This is a genomic window from Mesorhizobium mediterraneum (assembly GCF_002284565.1).
Lineage (GTDB): Bacteria > Pseudomonadota > Alphaproteobacteria > Rhizobiales > Rhizobiaceae > Mesorhizobium > Mesorhizobium mediterraneum.
In genome coordinates this window covers 117792-137043 of record NZ_NPKI01000027.1, presented here as the reverse complement: position 1 = coordinate 137043, position 19252 = coordinate 117792, and the positions used below count along the sequence as shown (strand labels likewise).

The following is a 19252-nucleotide window of genomic DNA, read 5'->3' as shown; positions in this document are numbered from 1 at the left end:
CGCCTCGATCCCCTTGCCGCGTTGGTGTTTGGCAAAACCGATGGTGACGGCCAATCTCCCCCCTTGAGGGGGAGATGCCCGGCAGGGCAGAGGGGGGTGCCTCGCGCCAACCTGCGAGCACTTCAATGAAAATCCTCGTGCTCTACGCCCATCCGGTCGAGGCCAGCTTCAATGCCGGTTTGCACAAGGTGATCGTCGAGCGGCTGACGGCCGCTGGCCATGCCGTCGACGATTGCGACCTCTATGCCGAGAATTTCGATCCCAGGCTGACGCGCGCCGAACGGGTCAGCTATCACGACGAGCGCGGCGCCGCTGATCCGGCGGCCGCTTATATCGAGAGGCTGCAAAAGGCCGAGGCGCTGGTGCTGTCATTCCCGGTGTGGAACTACGGCTATCCGGCGATCCTGAAGGGGTTCTTCGACCGCGTTTTCCTGCCTGGCGTGTCGTTCAAGCTGGTCGACGGCAAGGTGAAGCCGTCGCTGCACAACATCCGCAAGCTGGCGGCGGTCACCACCTATGGCGGCAGCCGGCTCCATGCAATGCTGATGAGCGACCCGCCGCGAAAGCTGGTCAAGCGTGTGTTGCGCGCCACGGTCAAGCCAGGCGCCTCCGTTTCCTATCTCGCGCATTACTCGATGAACCTGTCGACCGATGAAACGCGGAAAAGATTCATGGCGAAGGTCGCCGCCAGCATGGATGCCTTCTGATGCGGGTCCTGGTGGTTTACTGCCATCCTGTGCCCGAAAGCTTTTGCGCCGCGATCCGGGATAGTGCCATCGAGGTGCTGAAGGCGAGGGGCTGGGAGGTGCGGCTGCTCGACCTCTATGCGGAGAATTTCAATCCGGTCATGGGCTGCGGCGAGCGACGCTCCTACAATGAGCATGCCCCGCAGGACCCGGCGCTCAAGCCGCACATCGACCACCTAAACTGGGCCCAGGCAATCCTCTTCATCTATCCGACATGGTGGTACGGGCTGCCGGCAATGCTGAAGGGGTGGCTAGACCGGGTCTGGGCGACCGACGTCGCCTTTAAGCTACCAGCGGGCAAAGGACGGATTCAGTCGCTGATGAGGCATGTGACGAAGATCGGGGTGATCACGACCTGCGGCGCGCCGACCAGGTGGAGCGTCGTCGTCGGACAGCCGGGACGCAAGACAATCCTGCGCGGCATGCGGGCGCTCTGCGCCACCCGCTGCAAGACGTTCTTTCTGGCCCACTACCTGATGGACGCGTCGACGCCAAAGACGAGGGCGGCATTTCTGGAGAAAGTGCGAACGAAGCTGGAGCGGTTTTGAGCCAGCGGAAATTACCTTCTCCCCTTGTGGGAGAAGGTGGATCGGCGCGCAGCGCCGAGACGGATGAGGGGTGCTGGAAGAAACGAGGCGTGGAAACATCGAAGGGTTTGAAGCGTTTTACCTTTTCAAAGCACCGATCCGTCCAACACCCCTCATCCGACCTCGCTTCGCGAGGCCACCTTCTCCCACAAGGGGAGAAGGGAAGGGTGCCCCTACATCCGCACCCGTTCCGCTTTCGGATCGTACATCGGCTTCAGCGATGCCACGGCGGCGAAGCGCTCGCCGGCGATCTCGATCTCGTAGGACGACGACAGCACATCCGCCTCGCTCTCGCCCTGGCAAGGCACGTAGCCGAGCCCAACGGCGCCGCCGAGATGGTGGCCGTAATTTCCCGAGGTGACCGGGCCGACAATCTTGCCGTCGCGCAGGATCGCCTCATTGTGGAAGAGCAGCGGCTCAGGGTCTCTCAGGCGGAACTGCACCAGGCGCCGGTTCAATCCGGTCTCTTTCTTCCTCAGCACGGCATCGCGGCCGAGAAAATCTCCTTTGCCGGCCTTCACCGCGAAGCCGAGGCCCGCCTCCAGCACATTGTCTTCGTCGGTGATGTCGTGGCCGAAATGCCGGAAGGCCTTTTCGATGCGGCAGGAATCCAGGGTGTGCAGACCGCAGAGTTTTAGGCCGACGTCGGCGCCAGCCTCAGCTATTGCCTCGAAGACATGGGCGGCCTGGTCGGTCGAGACATAAAGCTCCCAGCCGAGCTCGCCGACATAGGTGACGCGGTGAGCACGGGCCAGTCCCATGCCGATTTCAATCTCCTGAAACGTGCCGAATGGATTGGTTTCGTTGGAGAAATCGTTCGGGCTCAGCTTTTGAATCAATTTTCGCGAGTCCGGCCCCATCAGGCAGAGAACGGCTTCTGCAGCGGTCACATCGGTGATGACGACGAATTCATCGGTGAGGTGCTTGCGCAGCCAGGCCAGGTCGCGCTGCAGCGTCGCGCCGGGCACGACGAGGAAGTACGCCGTTTCCGACAGCCGCGAGACGGTGAGGTCGCTCTCGATGCCGCCGCGCTGGTTGAGCATCTGGGTGTAGATGATCTTGCCCGGCGCCACGTCCATGTCGTTGGCGCAAAGCTTCTGCAGCAATGCACAGGCGTCGCGGCCCTCGACACGGATCTTGCCGAACGAGGTCATGTCGAACAGGCCGACGCCGTTTCGGACCGCCAGATGTTCCTCGCGCTGGTTGTCGAACCAGTTCTGCCGCTTCCAGGAATAGCGGTATTCGTGCTCCTGGCCTTCGCGGGCGAACCAGTTGGCGCGTTCCCAGCCGGCGACTTCGCCGAACACCGCGCCGCGCGCCTTCAGATGTTCGTGTAGGGGAGAGCGTCTCACGTTCCGTGAAGTCGCCATCTGGCGGTACGGGAAATGGTCGGCGTAGAGCAGGCCGAGCGTCTCGGAGACGCGCTCTCTGAGGTAACGGCGGTTCTTCTGGAACGGCTGGGCGCGGCGGATATCGACCTCCCACAGATCGAAGGGTGCCTCGCCATCGTTGATCCATTGCGCCAGGGCCATGCCGGCGCCGCCGGAGGAGACGATGCCGATGGAATTATAGCCGGTCGCCATCCAATAGCCGGAAAGCTCCGGCGCCTCGCCGAGATAGTAGCGATCGTCGGGCGTAAAACTCTCGGGACCGTTGAAGAAGGTGTGGATGCCGGCGCTGGCCAGCATCGGCATGCGGTTGACGCCCATTTCGAGGATCGGCTCGAAATGCTCGAAATCCTCGGGCAACTGGTCGAAGCAGAAATCCTCACGGATGCCATCCATGCCCCAAGGCTTGGCCACCGGCTCGAAGGCACCGAGCATCATCTTGCCGGCATCTTCCTTGTAGTAGGCGCATTCGTCCGGCACGCGCAGCACCGGCAGCCGGGTGAGGCCGGGGATCGGCTCGGTGACGAGATAAAAATGCTCGCAGGCATGCAGCGGGATGGTGACGCCGTTCTGGCGCCCGAGCTCGCGCGCCCACATGCCGGCGCAGTTGACGACGACATCGGCCTCGATCATGCCTTGCTCGTCGCCTTGCGCCCAGGAAACGCCGGTGACGCGGCCGGCCCTAGTGTGGACCTTGGTGACCTTCACGTTCTCGACGATGGTCGCACCGCGCTGGCGCGCGCCCTTGGCCAGCGCCATGGCGATGTTGGCGGGATCGCACTGGCCGTCGAGCGGCAGATGCACGGCGCCGACCACGTCGGAAATGTTGAGATGCGGATACATCTCCTTGACTTCACCAGGCGAAATCTCGCGCACGTCGACGTCGAAGGCGCGGGCGAGAGACGCCTGCCTATAGATCTCGTGCTTGCGCTCCTCGGTCAGCGCCACGGTGATCGAGCCGACCTGGCGCATGCCGGTGCCGACATCGGTCTCGGCTTCCAGCTTGACGTAGAGGTCGGCCGAATATTTCGCCAGCCGCGTCATGTTCTGCGAGCCGCGCAACTGGCCGATCAGGCCGGCGGCGTGCCATGTCGTGCCCGATGTCAGCTGCTTTCGTTCGAGCAGCACGATATCGGTCCAGCCGAGCTTGGCCAGATGGTAGGCGACCGAGCAGCCGGAGACACCGCCGCCGATAATGACAGCCCTTGCTTTGGGAGGAATGGTTTTGGCGGGCAGGGCGCTCATGCAGCCTCACGGCGATAGCTGGAAGCAAAACGGCGCAAGCGAAGGGCTGCTTCCAAAAGCACCGCCTCGGGCTGGCAGAGGCTGACGCGAATATGGCCGGCGGCCGCCTCGCCGAAGCTTGAGCCGGGCATCACGCCGACCTTTTCCTTGTCGAGGAGAGCCCAGGCGAACTTCTCGTCGTCGGGCTCGAGAGCCGATATGTCGAGCATGACATACATGCCGCCTTCGGAACCGCGCACGGTGACGTTGTTCATGCCGCGCATGGCATCGAGGACGACGCTGCGCCTTGCAGCATAGCGTTCGGCAATCTCCGTGACGCCGTAGCCGTTTTCCAGCGCCTCGGCGCAAGCGAGGCTGATGAAGGCCGGCAAACCATAGGTCGTCACCAGATTGAGGTTGATCAGCAGCGAGATCATCGTTTCGGGGCCGGTCAGCCAGCCCATGCGCCAGCCGGTCATGCCATGGCTCTTGGACATCGAGTTGATGACGAGCGTGCGCTCGGCCATGCCGGGCAGGGCGCGGGGCGAGATATGCTCGCCACCACCCAGCGTCCAGTAGACCTCGTCCGACAGCAGCCAGAGGTCATGCTCGCGGCAGATCTGCGCCAGCTCTTCAAGATGCTGCCGCGAATAGACGGCGCCGGTCGGATTGTTCGGTGTGTTGATGAGGATGGCCCGCGTGTTCGGGCGAAGGGCGGCGCGGATCATGTCCGCGCGGGGTTGGAAACCATCCTCGGCCGGCGTCTCGACGACAGTGAATTCCGCGCCCGCCGCACTGAAGGTGTTTGGATAGGTGGCGTAATAGGGCGCGACCACGATGGCGTGGTCGCCCTGGTCGAGCACGGCCTGCACGGCAGCGTAGAGTGCCGCCTGTCCACCCTGCGTGGCGATGACCTGGTCGGGGCTGGTTGGGACGCCGGTGCAGGCGGTCGAGGCTGCCGCCATCGCCTTGCGCAGGCGCGGAATGCCGGGAAGCGGGGTGTAGTGGTGGTTGCTGGCGCGAACCGCTGTCACGCAGGCTTCGATGGTTTGGCCCGGCGCATCGAAATCATGGTCGCCGACCGACAGCATGATGATGTCCTCGCCGGCCTCCTTGCGTGCCCAGGCAGCGGAATGAACCTCCCAGCCATCCTTGCCGGAAGGCACGATGCCGGAAATACGCGATGATGGTCTGGGCATTATGCTCTTAGCCTCTCGTTCTTCGGATCCCACAGCGGCTTGTCGTTCTGTACGACCGCCGTGAAGCGCTCGCCAAAGATTTCAACCTCGACCGTGGTTCCCGGCTCGGTGAGGTCGGCGCGCAGCATGCCGAGCGCGATCGATTTGTCGATGCGATGACCCCAGCCGCCGGATGTTGTCTCGCCAACGATCTCGCCGTCATGCCACAGCGTCGACATGGTGGGCGCATCGCAGTCGCCGGGATTTTCGACGGTCAGCGTGACGAAGCGTTTCTTGACACCCTGCTGCTTCTCATTTTGCAACGCTGCCTTGCCGCGGAAATCCGGCTTGTCCCATTTGACGAAGCGCTCCAGCCCGCCCTGCAGGATCGAATAGTCGGTCGACAGATCGCCCTTCCAGGCGCGGTAGCCTTTTTCGAGCCGAAGCGAATCCAGCGCGTACATGCCGAACGGCTTCAGGCCATGCTTCTGCCCGGCCGCCCAGACGGCATCGAAGATCGCGGCGGTGTCGTCGATCTTGGTGTGGATTTCCCAGCCGAGTTCGCCGGCGAAGGACACACGCAGTAGCCTCGCCCAGCGGCCTGCGATTGTCGTTTCCTGATGCGTCAGCCAGGGCAGAGCAAGGTCGGCGGCGCAGATATCGGCGAGGATTTTTCGCGAGTTGGGTCCGGCGAGGATCTGCGTGAAATATTCCTCTGTGCGATCGATCAGCTTGAATGTCGCATGCTTCGGCATGCGTGATTTCAGCCACTCGAAATCGTGCCACTGCGCCACCGCGGCGGTGATCAGCGTCATCAGGTTCTCATCGTGACGCACCACAGACATTTCGGTGACGATGCGGCCCTTGTCGTCGGCAAAATAGACGAGGCCGATGCGGCCGGGTTTCGGCACCAGCCCGGTGACTTGCTGGCTCAGCCATTCGGCAGCGCCAAGGCCGTCGAGGTTGAAGCGGGAGAAACCAGGCAGGTCCAAAATGCCGGCGGCGTCGCGCACGGCGAGGCACTCTTCGCGGACGCGATGCTGCCAGGGCCCGTAGCGGCGGAAGGTCAGCGTCGCGGCTTCCGAGACGTCGTCGCCGGCTTGCGCGTACCAGGTGGCGCGCTCCCAGCCATTATAGGCGTCGAAGCAGGCGCCGAGCGCCTTGATGCGATCGTGGATCGGCGACAGTTTACGGTCGCGTCCAGCCGGCCAGGCATGGCGCGGGAATTGGATGGCGTATTCGTTGCCGTAGATCTCCATGCCCTTGGCGATGCAGTAATCCGGGGCCGAGGCAAAGCTGGTGAAGCGACGCGGATCGCAGGACCACATGTCCCACTCGGTCTGGCCCTCAGTCACCCATTCGGCCAGCACCTTGCCGGCGCCGCCGCCCTGGGCGATGCCGAAAGTGAAGACGCAGGCCTCGAAGGCGTTGGGCACGCCGGGCATCGGGCCGATCAGCGGGTTGCCGTCCGGCGCGTAGGGGATCGGGCCGTTGATGACTTTTGACAGGCCGGCGGTGCCGAGGATAGGCACGCGGGCGACGGCATCGGCCAGATAGTCCTCCAGCCGGTCGAGATCGTCGGGGAACAGCTGGAACGAAAAATCATCGGGCATGGGGTCGTTGTGGCCGACCCAATGCGCACGGCAATTGCGCTCATAGGGGCCGAGATTCATGCCGTTCTTTTCCTGGCGCAGATAATAGGAGGTGTCGACATCGCGCAGCAGCGGCAGTTTCTTGCCTTGCTCCTTCGACCATGCGGCCAGTTCGGGGATTTCCTCGAACAGGATATATTGATGGCTCATCACCATCATCGGCACGTCGCGGCCGAACATCTTGCCGACTTCGGCCGCGCGGTAGCCGGCGGCGTTGACGACGATCTCGCAGCGGATCTCGCCCTGCGCTGTTACAACCACCCACTCGTCCTTCTCGCGGCGCACGCCGGTGACCGGACAGAAGCGGATGATCTTCGCTCCCATGTCGCGGGCGCCCTTGGCCAGCGCCTGGGTCAGCTGCGCCGGATCGATGTCGCCGTCGCTCGGATCGTAGAGCGCGCCCTTCAGCTCATGCGTTTCGATGAATGGATAGCGGCGCTTGATTTCGTCGAGCCCGACCACGTCGATGTCCATGCCCTGATAGCGGCCCATGCCCTTGGCGCGCTGGAACTCCTGCATGCGTTCGACCGTATGAGCCAGCCTGAGCGAGCCGGTGACGTGGTAGTTCATGGGATAGCCGACCGCATCGGCCAGCCCGCGATAAAGCTCCGTCGAATAGCGCTGCATGTTCATCAGCGACCACGACGAGGAGAAGGTCGGCACATTGCCGGCCGCATGCCAGGTCGAGCCGGAGGTGAGCTCGTTCTTCTCCAGGAGCACGCAGTCGGTCCAGCCCGCCTTGGCGAGATGGTAGAGCGAGGAGGCGCCGACGACACCGCCTCCGATGATCACCACACGTGCCGTGGTCGGCAAACCCGCCATGTTTTTCTCCAGACCTATATTCAGTAGACAGGTGGCGAAACCACCCAGATGACGACAGCCGGCTCCGCTCCAGGATTGCGCCAGCGGAACGGCTTGCCGTCGAAGCGAAAGGAGTCGCCCTCACCAAGCCGGTGCCAGACGCCTGATATCTCGATGTCGAAGCTGCCGGAAGCGACATATCCGGCTTCCTCCGTCGGCCGGCGCGCCTCGGTCTTCAGCTCCGCACCCGGCGCGAAGACCGAACGCAGCATCTCGAAGCTACCGCCGAGATCGGGCGACAGAAGCTCCTCCACAAGGCCGGAATCGCTTGTGCCAAGCGTGCGGCGGCTGCCGGCGCGCACGATGACACCGCGCTCGTTCTCGACAGGCACGTCGTGGCTGAAGAACAGGCTGACCGGCACCCCGAAAACTTCCGCGAAGGCCCTGAGATCGCCGAGCGACGGGATCGACAGGCCGCGCTCGACCTGACTGACCCAGCCGACGGAGCGGCCGAGCTTCAGACCGATCTCGGCAAGCGTCAGCCTGCGCGCCTTACGCAGCGCCCTGATATCGCCGGCCAGCAGCCGTTCGCGGTTTTCCTGCTCCGATCTGACGACTGTTGCGGGCAATGTTATTTCTCTTGAAATTCCCATGGTGAAAAATTGGGTGCAAATTTCATGAGAGGTCAAGTTCGTGAAAAAATCAAGACGATTTTCATGAGGCCACAAGATTTGCTTGCGCCATTTTGGCGGTTCAGGCAAAGGCTCGGCCACGAACGGCGATTGAGGGCGCCCGGTCGACGCTTACGATAGAGCGCCACGCGTCAATTGGACCCGCAATGGTGCTCTCCCATTTTCTGGACGGCGCATGATCTTTCCGGAATCGATTCCGGTTTAGGGATTACGCGTAAAGGGACGGCCCATGCTGGAAAACAACACCCGGATTGCCAAGGATGCGGCGATCGTCGACGAGGCGATCACGTCACGCCGTTCTGTGCGGGCCTTCCTGCCCGAGATGGTCGATGACGAGACGATCCGCGCCATTCTCTCTGTCGCCGCGCGTGCACCTTCGGGCACCAACATGCAGCCCTGGCGGGTCTACGTCACCAAGGGCGAGGTCAAGCAGCGGATCACCGACGCCATCCTCAATTCCGGCATCCGCGCCGAAAAGGCCGACTGGGACGAATATCGCTATTACCCCGACCAGTTCTTCGAACCGTATCTCACCCGGCGGCGCGCGAATGGCTTCGGCCTCTACGGCGCGCTCGGCATCGGCCGGCGCGAGGTGGACAGGATGCGTGCGCAGCACGACCGCAACTTCGTCTTCTTCGACGCACCGGTCGGCATGATTTTCACGGTCGACCGGCGGCTGAACAAGGGCTCGTGGATCGATTACGGCATGTTCCTGCAGAACATCATGGTGGCGGCGCGGGGCAGGGGCCTGCACACCTGTCCGCAGGCGGCCTTTGCACCGTATCACAAGCAGATCAGGCCGGTGCTTAATATCCCCGACGAGGAGATCGTCGTCTGCGGCATGGCGCTCGGCCATGAGGACAGATCCAAGCCCGAAAACGAGTTCCGCACCGACCGCGCGCCGCTGGAAGAGTGGGTGACATTCGCCAAATGAGGTGGCGCCAAATGAGGTGGCGCCAAGTGAGGTGACGACGCGCCGCCTCGGTCTACTGCACCTCGTAGCCGACTTCCTCGCTGGCATGGCAGAGCGCCTTCCAGAACGAGCGCGCAAACGAGCGGAACACATAGATGTCGAACTGGTCGGCGCCGGTGCGCTGGATCTGCGCGAAGACGTCATGATGCATGGTCGAGCGGCCGGCGCCGACCGGGAAGGCCGGCAGCGCGAAGTCGATGGCGAAGAGTTTTGCCAGCACCCATTCGGCCTTTGGTCCGGCGATGCGGATCGCGGTGCGGCCGTGCGACAGGTCGGTCACCGTGCCGATCGCAGGGGTGACGACATTGGCAAAGGCTGATGCCAGGCCTTCGGCCCCGTCGACCACTGTGAATTTTCCCGGCGCGAAGCCGAACACCGACCTCACGCCGTCGGTGCTGCCGGCGCCGGCGCCATCGGGCAGAGCAAGGCCGGTAACGGTGCGGATGCCTGATATCAACTTCTTCTCCTGGCCCGGCCAGGCAGCGAGCTGCAGGATCGATCCCGGCCTGGTTTCGGAGAGGATGACATCGATGCCGTGTTCGAAATCGCCGTGCGAGCCGGTGCGCAGTTCCGGCTCAAGCGGTGCCAGCTCAAGCGGTGATTGGCGCTCAACCATGCATGCGGCTCCCGTCCGGATCAAAGAAGTGGTTGGAGACGATCTCGACCGGGCCGAACCGGTTGCGCAGGGGATCGGAGATATGGGCGCGCGTGCCGCGCCGTGCCTTGCCGTCCTTGACCAAAGCGAGCGCGATGTATTTGCCGAGCGCCGGCGAATAACAGCAAGCGGTGATGTGGCCGATGGAATCGTGCGGATTGGCTTCGTCAAGCGCCTCGACGATGTGCGCGCCGCCGTTGAGCGGCTGGTTGTCCAGCGAAATCAGACCGACGAGTTCCAGCCGGCCGGGAGCGATCAGCCCCTCGCGATCCATCATCGCCGAGCCGATGAAGGGCTTTTTCTTGGACAGCATCCAGTCGAGATGCAGGTCGCGCGCCGTGGTTCGGCCGTCGATCTCGGCGCCGGTGACGTGGCCTTTCTCGATACGCATCGTGCCCAGCGCCTCGAGCCCGTAAGTCACCAGTCCGAACGGCTTGCCGGCTTCGATCAACGCTTCCCAGACATGGGTGCCGTACCCGGCGCCGGAGTAAACTTCGAAGGCCATTTCGCCGGAGAAAGACAGCCGGCAGATCATCACCGGCACGCCTGATATCTTGCCGTGCACGATGCCCATGAAAGGCAGCGTGGCGTTGTCGACGGCGGTGCCAGTGATGCAAGCGGCAAGAATGGCTCGCGCCTTTGGTCCGCCGATGGCGGCACCCGCCCATTCGTCGGTCACCGAGGTGACGTGGACCTTCAACTCCGGCCAGATAACGTCAAGGAAATACTCCAGATGCTGCATCACCTTGCCGGCATTGGCCGTGGTGGTGGTCATCAGGAAGTCCTGATCGCCGAGCCGCCACGTCGTGCCGTCGTCGAAAGCGAGGCCGTCCTCGCGCAGCATCAGCCCGTAGCGGGCCTTGCCGACGGCCAGCGTCGAGAACATGTTGGTGTAGACCCGATCGAGGAATTCCGCTGCGTCCGGACCCTGCACGGCGATCTTGCCCAGTGTCGAGACGTCGACGATGCCGGCGCTCTCGCGCGTCGCCCTGGCTTCGCGCACATAGGCCTGCTCGATCGTCTCGCCGGGATGGCCATAAATCATCGGGCGATACCAGAGGCCGGCCGAATACATGGTTGCGCCATTGGCGACGTGCCAGTCATGCATCGGCGTCAGCCGCTCTGGCCTCAGGTCGCCGAAGCGTTCTGCGGCGAGCGAGCCGATAGACACCGCGGAAAAGGGCGGGCGGAAGCGTGTCGTGCCGACTTCGGGGATCGGCTTGCCCAGCGCTTCGGCCATGATGGCGAGGCCGGGTATGTTGGAGTTCTTGCCCTGGTCGGTCGCCATGCCGAGCGTGGTGTAGCGTTTCAGGTGCTCGACCGAGACAAAGCCTTCGCGATGCGCCAGCCGCACATCCTCCGCGGTCACGTCGTGCTGGAAATCGACGAAGCTTTTTCCATCGGCCTTGATCTCGAACACAGGCGCCGGGTCGGGATCGCCGGGTGCTGCTTCGACGACCGGCAAGGCCGTTGGTGCGCCGGTCCCGCCGGCCGCCGAAAGCCCGGCGGCGCGACCTTCGGCGATGGCCTCGGCGGTGGAGAAGCTGCCGGTGAAAGCGCCGGCGCCAATCCATTGCTGGGTTGGCTTCGGTGGCAGGAAGGCTTGCCTGGCGGCATTCCATTCCGCCTTGGCGCCGGCCTGACTGGCCAGATGGATGGTCGGCGACCAGCCTCCCGACATCAGCAGGCAGTCGGCTTGAATGCTGCGCGGATCGCCGGCAAGCGCGCCGTTGACCATGTCGAAGCGCTGCACCTTGATGCCGGACAGCGCCTTGCCGCCTTCGGTGGCGACCACGGCGTGACCGGCAAGAATCTTGGCTTCCGCTTCATCGGCGAGCTCGCGCATCTCGCTCGAAAGCTCCGGCCGCACGTCGACGATGGCGACGATGGCCGCGCCGGCATTCTTCAGCGCAAGAGCGGAGCGATAGGCGCTGTCATTGTTGGTGAAGATTGCGATCCTGTTGCCCGGCAGCACGCCGTACTCGTTGGCGTAGCGCTCGGCGGCATGCGCCAGCATCACACCCGGCCGGTCGTTGCCCGGAAACACCAGCGGCCGCTCGAAGGAGCCGGTGGCCAGCACCACCGATTTGGCGCGAATGGTCCAGTAGCGATGGCGCGGTTCGCCCTTGCCTGGTCTCTCCTTATGGTCGGTGACCCGTTCAAGCGCAGCGAGCGTGTTGCCGTCGTAATAGCCCCAGACCGTGGTGCGCGGCAGCAGGCGGACATTGTCATAGCCTTCGAGCTGGCCGGCGGCTCGCGCTGCCCAGTCCGCCCCGGGCATGCCGTCGATCGTCTCGCCTGACCAGTTGGCCGAGCCGCCGAAATGCGGTTCGAGCTCGCTGAGGATGACACGCGCGCCCTGATCGGCGGCTGCCCTGGCGGCCATCAGCCCGGCCGGACCTGAGCCGACCACCAGCACATCGCAGAAAGCGTTCATGCGCTCATAACGCGCCGTGTCGGGAGCAGTCCCGGCGCGGCCGAGACCGGCGGCCCGGCGGATGAAATGCTCGCAGAACATCCAGAAACGCGTGCTCTTCAGCGGGCCGATCGCGGGTCCCATGAAGGTCTTGTAATAGAAGCCGGCGGACAGAAGCTTGCCGCCGAGCTGATTGACGGCGCTGACATCCCAGGACAGCGATGGAAAGCGGTTCTGGCTGACAACGGTCAGCCCGTCATAGATCTCGACCATGGTCGCGGCAATATTGGGCTCGCGAACCTCGCCCCGCAGCACCGTCACCAGGGCGTTCGGCTCCTCGACGCCTGATGTCAGCACGCCGCGCGGGCGGTGATATTTGAACGAGCGCCCGAACAAGGTGACGCCATTGGCCAGCAGCGCCGAGGCAAGCGTGTCGCCGGCATGGCCGGTGTAAGGCGCGCCATCGAAGGTGAACCGGATGGTTCGCAGCCGGTCGATCCGACCACCGGCATCCGTGCGGCGTGGGCTCATGCCTTGCCCTCCGCCTTGTGGCGCGCAGCGGCTTTGTGGTCGCCGCGCGCGAAGGCGACGCTGGAGATATCGTGTGTCAGCGTGTTGCGCACGACCTTGAGATGGGCGCGGCAGCCGCCGGAATGCTGCCAGATCTCGTTGTGGTCACCCGCCGGATTCAACCGATCGTAAACATAGGCGTTCCAGGCGTCGAGATTCTGCGACGCGGGCTGAGGGCGCTCGCGGTTGCCGTCGCCCTGGTAGGTGAACTCGATGACATCGCGCGGGCCGCAATAGGGGCAAGTGATCAGCATTTTCGTCTTACCTAATGCAGCCGCGGCGTCGCGCCCTGGCCCTTGTCGTCGATCACCATGCCGCGATGGAAGCGGTCGAGCGTGAAGGGCGCGTTGAAGTCGTGCGGCTCGTCCTTGGCGATGGTCCAGGCAAAGCACCAGCCAGACGCCGGCGTCGCCTTGAAGCCGCCGTAGCACCAGCCGCAGTTGAGATACATGCCCGGCAGCGGGCCGGTGGTGATGATCGGCGAGCCGTCCATCGACATGTCGCAGACGCCGCCCCAGGAGCGCAGCATGCGCACGCGCGCAAGCCCCGGAAACAGCGCCAGCATCTCGCTCATCACCTCGTCGACAATAGGCAAACTGCCGCGCTGGGCGTAGCTGTTGTAGCCGTCGAGATCGCCGCCATAGACAAGGCCGCCCTTGTCCGATTGGGACATGTAGAAATGGCCCATGCCGAAGGTGAGGACGGTATTGACGAATGGCTTCAGCGATTCCGTCACGAAGGCCTGCAGCACATGGCTCTCGATCGGCATCGTCTCGATGCCGGCAAGCTGCATGACCCGTCCGGTGCTGCCGGCCACCGCGACCGCCACCTTCTTGGCGCGGATCTCACCACGCGAGGTCGAGACGCCGGTGACGCGGTCGCCATCACGCAGGAAACCGGTGACCTCGCAATTTTCGATGATGTCGACGCCGCGACGGTCGGCGCCGCGCGCATAGCCCCAGGCGACGGCATCGTGGCGGGCGGTGCCGGCGCGCGGTTGCATCAGCCCGCCGACGACCGGGAAGCGAGCCGCGCCCGAGACGTCCAGCGCCGGTATCAGGCGTGCGATCTCCGCCGTGGTCATCAGTTCGGCGTCGACGCCGAGATGGCGCATGGCGTTGCCGCGTCGCGCAAGATCGTCAAGCTGGGCAGGCGTGTGCGCCAGGTTCAGGCAGCCGCGCTGCGAGAACATGACGTTGTAGTTGAGGTCGTGCGACAGGTTCTCCCACAGCTTCATCGAATGTTCGTAGAAGCGGGTGTTGGCAGGCAGCAGGTAGTTGGAGCGAACGGCCGTCGTGTTGCGGCCGACATTGCCGGAGCCGAGCCAGCCCTTCTCCAGCACCGCGACATTGGTGATGCCGTGCTCCTTGGCGAGATAATAGGCGGTCGACAGGCCGTGGCCGCCGCCGCCGATGACAATCACGTCGTAGGATGCCTTCGGATCCGGCTTGCGCCAGGCCGGCTTCCAGTCCTTGTTGCCGGTCAGCGCGTTTTTGAGAAGCGAGAAGGCCGAATATTCCGCCATTCTTATTGTTATCCGTTCTGGCTTTTTGTCATCCGTTTTGGGCGATGCGGCACACTATAGAGCAGGCCGCTGCCGCAAAGCCAATATTGCGCCATCGCTTTTCGACTGGCCGACTCCGAAAACGAGCCGCCCGCGACGGCTTGCTCCTTGATATGAGCGTCTTTATCAAGGACGGGCTTTTGAAACCGCCTTTTGCCGTCCGCGAGTCGCCGGAAACATCATGTTCTTTCGTTTGCTCCGCCTGGTTCTGATCCTTGCGCTTTTCGTCTTGGCGCCGCCGTCTTCCGACGCGATGGCGCAGGCCATCGGCCAAGGCGCCGCCGCGCTGATCGCAGAGCAGATGAAGGCGATCCAGGACCTGACCGCCAAAACCGACGATCTCGAGAAAAAGATACCGCAGGAGGCCGAGGAGGACGCGGGCCTCGTCGATATCCGGCTGCAACTGGAGGATATTTCGCGGGCAGCGTTGACCAGTGCGCTGGCATTTCGTTCGCGTCTTGCCGACATCAACAACCGTATCGAGGTGCTGGGCGCGCCGCCGGCCGAGGGTCAGCCACAGGAACCCGAGATCGTCACCAGCGAGCGCGGGGCACTGGCCGCCGAAAAGGCGGAGATCAATGCCGTCATCGCCAGCGCGCAGAACCTGTCGATCCGCATCAGCGGACTGATCGACAAGATTAGCACCATGCGCAGCGAGCTGTTTCGGAATGTGCTCACCAAACGTTATGTGCTGTCCGATGCACTGAGCCCGGAGGTCTTCTCCGATGCGCAGGACGAATACGCCAATTTTTACAAGGCGGTATCGTCCTGGCTGACCTTCGCCTTCAAGTTCAAATTCCAGGCCGTGCTGGCTGCGACCTTGATGGCGCTTTCGCTGGCTGCAGTGCTTTTTGTCGGTGGGCGGCGTCTGTTCGGGCGTGTCTTCGAAGCGGACCCTTCCGTTGAGGACCCCTCCTATCTCAGCCGGCTGTCGGTGGCGTTCTGGTCGACATTGCTGCCGACGCTGGCGGTCGGCGTCTTCCTGGTCTCGACCGTGTTCTTTTTCAACTACTACAACGTGTTGCGCGGCGATATCGGTGTATTCCTGAATGCGCTGGTCGCCGTCATAGCGGTGGTGTTCTGCGTCAACCGGCTGACCAATGCGGCGCTGGAGCCGCGGCTGCCGAACTGGCGGCTCATACCCGTTGAAACCGGCCCGGCACGCTGGCTGGTGCGGCTGACGACGGCCATGGCGGTGGTTATCGGCATCAATAATTTCCTGTCGGTCGTCAATGACAAGATGGGCTCGCCGCTGTCGCTGACCATCGCCAGAAGTTTTGTCGCCACCATCATCGTTGGCGTCATCCTGATCCTGATGGGGCTGCTGAAACCGTTCAAGGCCACCGACGGACGCTGGCGGCCCTGGCCGGCGTGGCTGCGGTACACCGCCTTCGCGCTAGGCCTTTTCACCGTCGCCGCGGCGCTGCTCGGCTATATCGGCCTTGCCATCTTCGTCTCGCTGCAGGTCGTGGTCACCGGCACCATACTGGTCACCGCCTATATCGGCTTCCTGTCGGCGCGGGCGATCAGCGAGGAAGGCGGCTTTGCCAACACGTCGATCGGGCGCTGGCTGTCGGTCAATTCCAGCTATGAGGAGTCCGCGCTCGACCAGCTCGGCCTGGTCGTCAGCGTCGCCATCAATGTCATGATCGTGCTGGTATTCCTGCCGCTGATCCTGCTGATGTGGGGCTTCCAGCCCGGCGACATCCAGGCCTGGGGCTACAAGCTGGCGACGGGCCTGACCATCGGCTCGGTGACGATCTCGTTGACCGGCATCCTGAGCGGCATCGTTGTCTTCATCATCGGCTATTTCCTGACGCGCTGGTTCCAGGGCTGGCTCGACGGCTCGGTGATGGCGCGCGGCAAGGTCGATACCGGCGTGCGCAACTCGATCCGGTTGGCGGTCGGCTATGCCGGCGTCGCGCTCGCAGCGCTCGTCGGCGTCTCGGCGGCTGGCATCGATCTCTCCAACCTGGCGCTTGTCGCCGGCGCCCTGTCCCTCGGTATCGGCTTTGGCCTGCAGAACGTCGTCTCCAACTTCGTCTCCGGCCTGATCCTTTTGGCGGAGCGGCCATTCAAGGTCGGTGACTGGATCGTCGCCGGTGACATCAGCGGCACGGTCAAGAAGATCAGCGTGCGCGCTACCGAGATCGAGACGTTCCAGCGGCAGTCGGTGATCCTGCCCAATTCAAACCTGATCAACAATGCCGTCGGCAACTGGACGCACCGGAACAAGCTCGGTCGCATCGACATCAAGGTCGGCGTCGCCTACGGCAGCGACGTAAAACAGGCCCATGCTGCGCTTTTGGAGATCGCGCGTGGCCATCCGCTGGTGCTGAAGAATCCCGAACCCTTCGTGCTGTTCACCAATTTCGGGCCGGCCGCTCTCGAATTCGAAATCCGCGTGTTCCTGGCGGACGTGATGAACGGCAACGTCGTGCAGAACGACATCCGGTTTGCCGTCCTCGATGTGTTCGCCGACCAACATATCGAAATTCCATCGGCGCCGCGCGCCGTCGTAGAGACCAAGAAGCATGAGGCGTGGCCGATCGACGACGACAAGATCGAAGTCGATTTTGCCGAACAGGAGCAAGCGAAGGCGGAAGCCGTGGCCGAGGCGAAACGCCTGGCCAAATCCGGGCGCAAGATCCGCAAGCCGGATCCCGATTAGGATCTATCAAGATTCAGCTGATGCCAGCTCTCGGCGCAGCGAGAACCAAATGCGGCATGAATGCGGCATTCAGTTGCCGTTCAGCTTGCATCTCATATAAGCTCACATGCAAAGGGCGAGAATGCCTTGCGAAATGCAACAGAGGCGGTGGAAACACCGATATTGCAAATGTGGAAGTCTCTCGTCGCCGCCATCGCTTTTCTTGCCGTGGGCGGTTCAGCCTTCGCCGCCAGCGCGACCAACAAGGACGCCGAGACCCGCACGCTGGTCGTGACCGAAGGCGGTGGCAAAACGGAGCTGGCGCTGGCCGCCGGCGAAACCGCGGAATTCTGCCCGAGCGGGTGTTTCGTTACCATGCCGAATGGCGACCTCGAGGCGCTGACCGGCTCGGAAACGATCGAAATCTCAGGCGGGGTCGCCCGTATCAAGTAACCCGCATGAAGTAACGTTGACTGCTTGCTTTCGAAGGCCGGGAAAATGCCCGGCCTTTTTATCGTTTCGGGTCATCGATGCTTAACGATGAAGAGCGAAATTCCGTCATGCAAGCCAAGCCAGGCTGGGCGTTTTAACGTTCGCTGCGCTGTTCCCCGCTATATCGAGCCGAAGACGCCGAAGCACGGCGCTGGTTTTGGATCGGCGCATGATCCTTTCCGAAAAAATCGGTTTTCGGGGTCATGCGCTTTCAGGCAGGGCAACGAAAATGGATGCGCGGTCGGACAGGAACGCAATTCCGCTTGCGGTCGATCTCGACGGCACGCTGATCGCGACGGACCTGTTGTGGGAAGGGCTGTTCATCCTTCTCAAGAAGAATCCGCTCTATATCTTCCTCGTGCCGTTTTGGCTTGCCGGCGGGCCGGCGCAGTTGAAGCAGGCCATCGCTCAACGCGTCGAGATCGACCCTGCATCGCTGCCTTATCGCGAGACGCTGCTTCAGCGCCTTCGCATTGAACATGGCGAGGGCCGCCAGATCGTGCTGGCGACCGGCACGCCACGCAAATTCGCCGAGGCGATCGCCGCGCATCTCGGGATATTCGATCGCGTCCTGGCGACCGATGGCCCCTACAACATGACTGCAGGCAGAAAGCGCGCTTCGCTTGTCGCCGCCTATGGCGATGGCGGCTTCGACTATGCCGGAAACAGCCGGCACGACCTTAGCGTATTCGACGCCGCGCGCACGGCAATCGTCGTCGCGCCCGACCGCCATGCTGCGCGCTGGCAGGCCGCGCACAGTGCCGAAATGATGCCGGCGCCGAAGCCGACATTCAGGACCATCGTCAAGATGCTGCGTGTTCATCAGTGGCTGAAGAACTCGCTGATCGCGGTGCCGATGGTGCTGTCGCACGAATACTTCAACGCCGACATGATCTGGGAATGCTTGCTGGCATTCGTCTCGTTCAGCGCGGTCGCTTCCGCCATCTACATCCTCAACGATTTCTTCGATCTCGCGCTCGACCGCAAACATCTGACCAAGCGCAGCCGGCCATTCGCCAGCGGCGCGCTGTCGATCCCGTTCGGCCTCGGTTCGATGGCGGTGCTGCTTGCAATAGGTGTTGGAGCAGGGCTTCTGCTGCCGATCGGATTCCTCGGCGTTCTCGGCGGCTACATCATTGTCACCACCGCCTATTCGCTGTCGTTCAAGCGCATGCTCCTGATCGACGTGCTGACGTTGGCCGGTCTCTACACGATCCGCGTTCTGGCGGGCGCCGCGGCGACCGGCGTCGACGTCTCGTTCTGGCTGCTGGCCTTCTCGATCTTCTTTTTTCTGTCGCTGGCGCTGGTGAAGCGTTTCGTTGAGCTGCGCACGACCGCCATTCCAGCCGGCGAGCGCATTGCCGGCCGCGGCTACCGCACCGAAGACCAGGAGATCGTCGCCCAGGCGGGCATGGCCTCGGCCTTTTCCTCGGCACTGGTGCTGGCCCTCTATATGGACAGCGTTGCGGTGCGCGAACTCTATCCGCACCCCTGGCTGGTCTGGCCGCTGGCCCCGATCGTGCTCTATCTGACCATGCGCGTCTGGATACTCGCCCGCCGCGACGAGATGCACGACGATCCGGTCGTCTTCATCATTCGCGACTGGCGCAGCCAGATCGTCGTGCTCATCGGCGCCGTGTTTCTGGTCGCCGGAGGCTGGTAGG

At 63.3% G+C, this 19252-nt stretch carries 14 protein-coding genes; 6 read left to right on the top strand and 8 right to left on the bottom strand.

Annotated features, from left to right (window positions below):
* The first annotated feature begins 125 nt into the window (after positions 1–125).
* On the top strand, positions 126–707 hold the full coding sequence (locus tag CIT25_RS22615) for an NAD(P)H-dependent oxidoreductase (RefSeq protein ID WP_095486732.1): 582 nt from the start codon (positions 126–128) through the stop codon (positions 705–707).
* Positions 707–1294: an NAD(P)H-dependent oxidoreductase gene (locus tag CIT25_RS22610; RefSeq protein WP_095486731.1), complete on the top strand. Its 588-nt coding sequence runs from the start codon at positions 707–709 to the stop codon at positions 1292–1294. The genes CIT25_RS22615 and CIT25_RS22610 overlap by 1 nt, the downstream gene beginning before the upstream one ends.
* A 212-nt stretch (positions 1295–1506) precedes the next feature.
* Here the strand turns inward: CIT25_RS22610 and CIT25_RS22605 are convergent, their stop codons facing one another.
* From CIT25_RS22605 to CIT25_RS22590, 4 genes are read right to left on the bottom strand one after another with little or no spacing between them, the layout of a single operon-like run.
* Positions 1507–3966 carry a GcvT family protein gene (locus CIT25_RS22605; RefSeq protein ID WP_167391083.1) on the bottom strand — a complete coding sequence of 820 codons (2460 nt, stop codon included), beginning with the start codon at positions 3964–3966 and terminating at the stop codon, positions 1507–1509.
* Positions 3963–5144, bottom strand: coding sequence for a pyridoxal phosphate-dependent aminotransferase (locus CIT25_RS22600; protein ID WP_095486730.1), 1182 nt, complete (start codon positions 5142–5144; stop codon positions 3963–3965). The genes CIT25_RS22605 and CIT25_RS22600 overlap by 4 nt, the downstream gene beginning before the upstream one ends.
* Positions 5144–7597: a GcvT family protein gene (locus tag CIT25_RS22595; protein WP_095486729.1), complete on the bottom strand. Its 2454-nt coding sequence runs from the start codon at positions 7595–7597 to the stop codon at positions 5144–5146. The genes CIT25_RS22600 and CIT25_RS22595 overlap by 1 nt, the downstream gene beginning before the upstream one ends.
* A gap of 20 nt (positions 7598–7617) precedes the next feature.
* Complete coding sequence (locus tag CIT25_RS22590; RefSeq protein WP_167391084.1) at positions 7618–8160, bottom strand: helix-turn-helix domain-containing protein; 543 nt, start codon at positions 8158–8160, stop codon at positions 7618–7620.
* Between the two features lie 337 nt (positions 8161–8497).
* On the opposite strand from CIT25_RS22590, the gene CIT25_RS22585 reads away from it, so the two are divergent.
* The gene (locus CIT25_RS22585) at positions 8498–9202 is read left to right on the top strand and encodes a nitroreductase (RefSeq protein WP_095486727.1); all 705 of its coding nucleotides are present in this window, start codon (positions 8498–8500) and stop codon (positions 9200–9202) included.
* A gap of 52 nt (positions 9203–9254) precedes the next feature.
* Here the strand turns inward: CIT25_RS22585 and CIT25_RS22580 are convergent, their stop codons facing one another.
* From CIT25_RS22580 to CIT25_RS22565, 4 genes are read right to left on the bottom strand one after another with little or no spacing between them, the layout of a single operon-like run.
* Positions 9255–9857 (bottom strand): sarcosine oxidase subunit gamma, encoded by a 603-nt coding sequence (locus CIT25_RS22580; protein WP_095486726.1) that lies wholly within the window; start codon positions 9855–9857, stop codon positions 9255–9257.
* Positions 9850–12843 carry a sarcosine oxidase subunit alpha gene (locus tag CIT25_RS22575; RefSeq protein ID WP_095486725.1) on the bottom strand — a complete coding sequence of 998 codons (2994 nt, stop codon included), beginning with the start codon at positions 12841–12843 and terminating at the stop codon, positions 9850–9852. The genes CIT25_RS22580 and CIT25_RS22575 overlap by 8 nt, the downstream gene beginning before the upstream one ends.
* On the bottom strand, positions 12840–13136 hold the full coding sequence (locus CIT25_RS22570; protein ID WP_095486724.1) for a sarcosine oxidase subunit delta: 297 nt from the start codon (positions 13134–13136) through the stop codon (positions 12840–12842). Before CIT25_RS22570 ends, CIT25_RS22575 begins: the two co-directional genes overlap by 4 nt.
* Positions 13137–13147: 11 nt before the next feature.
* Positions 13148–14407: a sarcosine oxidase subunit beta gene (locus CIT25_RS22565; protein WP_095486723.1), complete on the bottom strand. Its 1260-nt coding sequence runs from the start codon at positions 14405–14407 to the stop codon at positions 13148–13150.
* 220 nt (positions 14408–14627) lie between these two features.
* Here CIT25_RS22565 and CIT25_RS22560 point away from each other — a divergent pair, with 220 nt between their 5' ends.
* The 3 genes from CIT25_RS22560 to CIT25_RS22550 all read left to right on the top strand — a co-directional run bounded on the left by CIT25_RS22560 (position 14628) and on the right by CIT25_RS22550 (position 19251).
* Positions 14628–17117: a mechanosensitive ion channel family protein gene (locus CIT25_RS22560; RefSeq protein WP_095486722.1), complete on the top strand. Its 2490-nt coding sequence runs from the start codon at positions 14628–14630 to the stop codon at positions 17115–17117.
* A 168-nt stretch (positions 17118–17285) separates the two neighbouring features.
* Complete coding sequence (locus CIT25_RS22555) at positions 17286–17549, top strand: hypothetical protein (RefSeq protein WP_095486721.1); 264 nt, start codon at positions 17286–17288, stop codon at positions 17547–17549.
* A 268-nt stretch (positions 17550–17817) separates the two neighbouring features.
* The gene (locus tag CIT25_RS22550) at positions 17818–19251 is read left to right on the top strand and encodes a UbiA family prenyltransferase (RefSeq protein ID WP_095486760.1); all 1434 of its coding nucleotides are present in this window, start codon (positions 17818–17820) and stop codon (positions 19249–19251) included.
* Position 19252 lies beyond the last annotated feature (1 nt).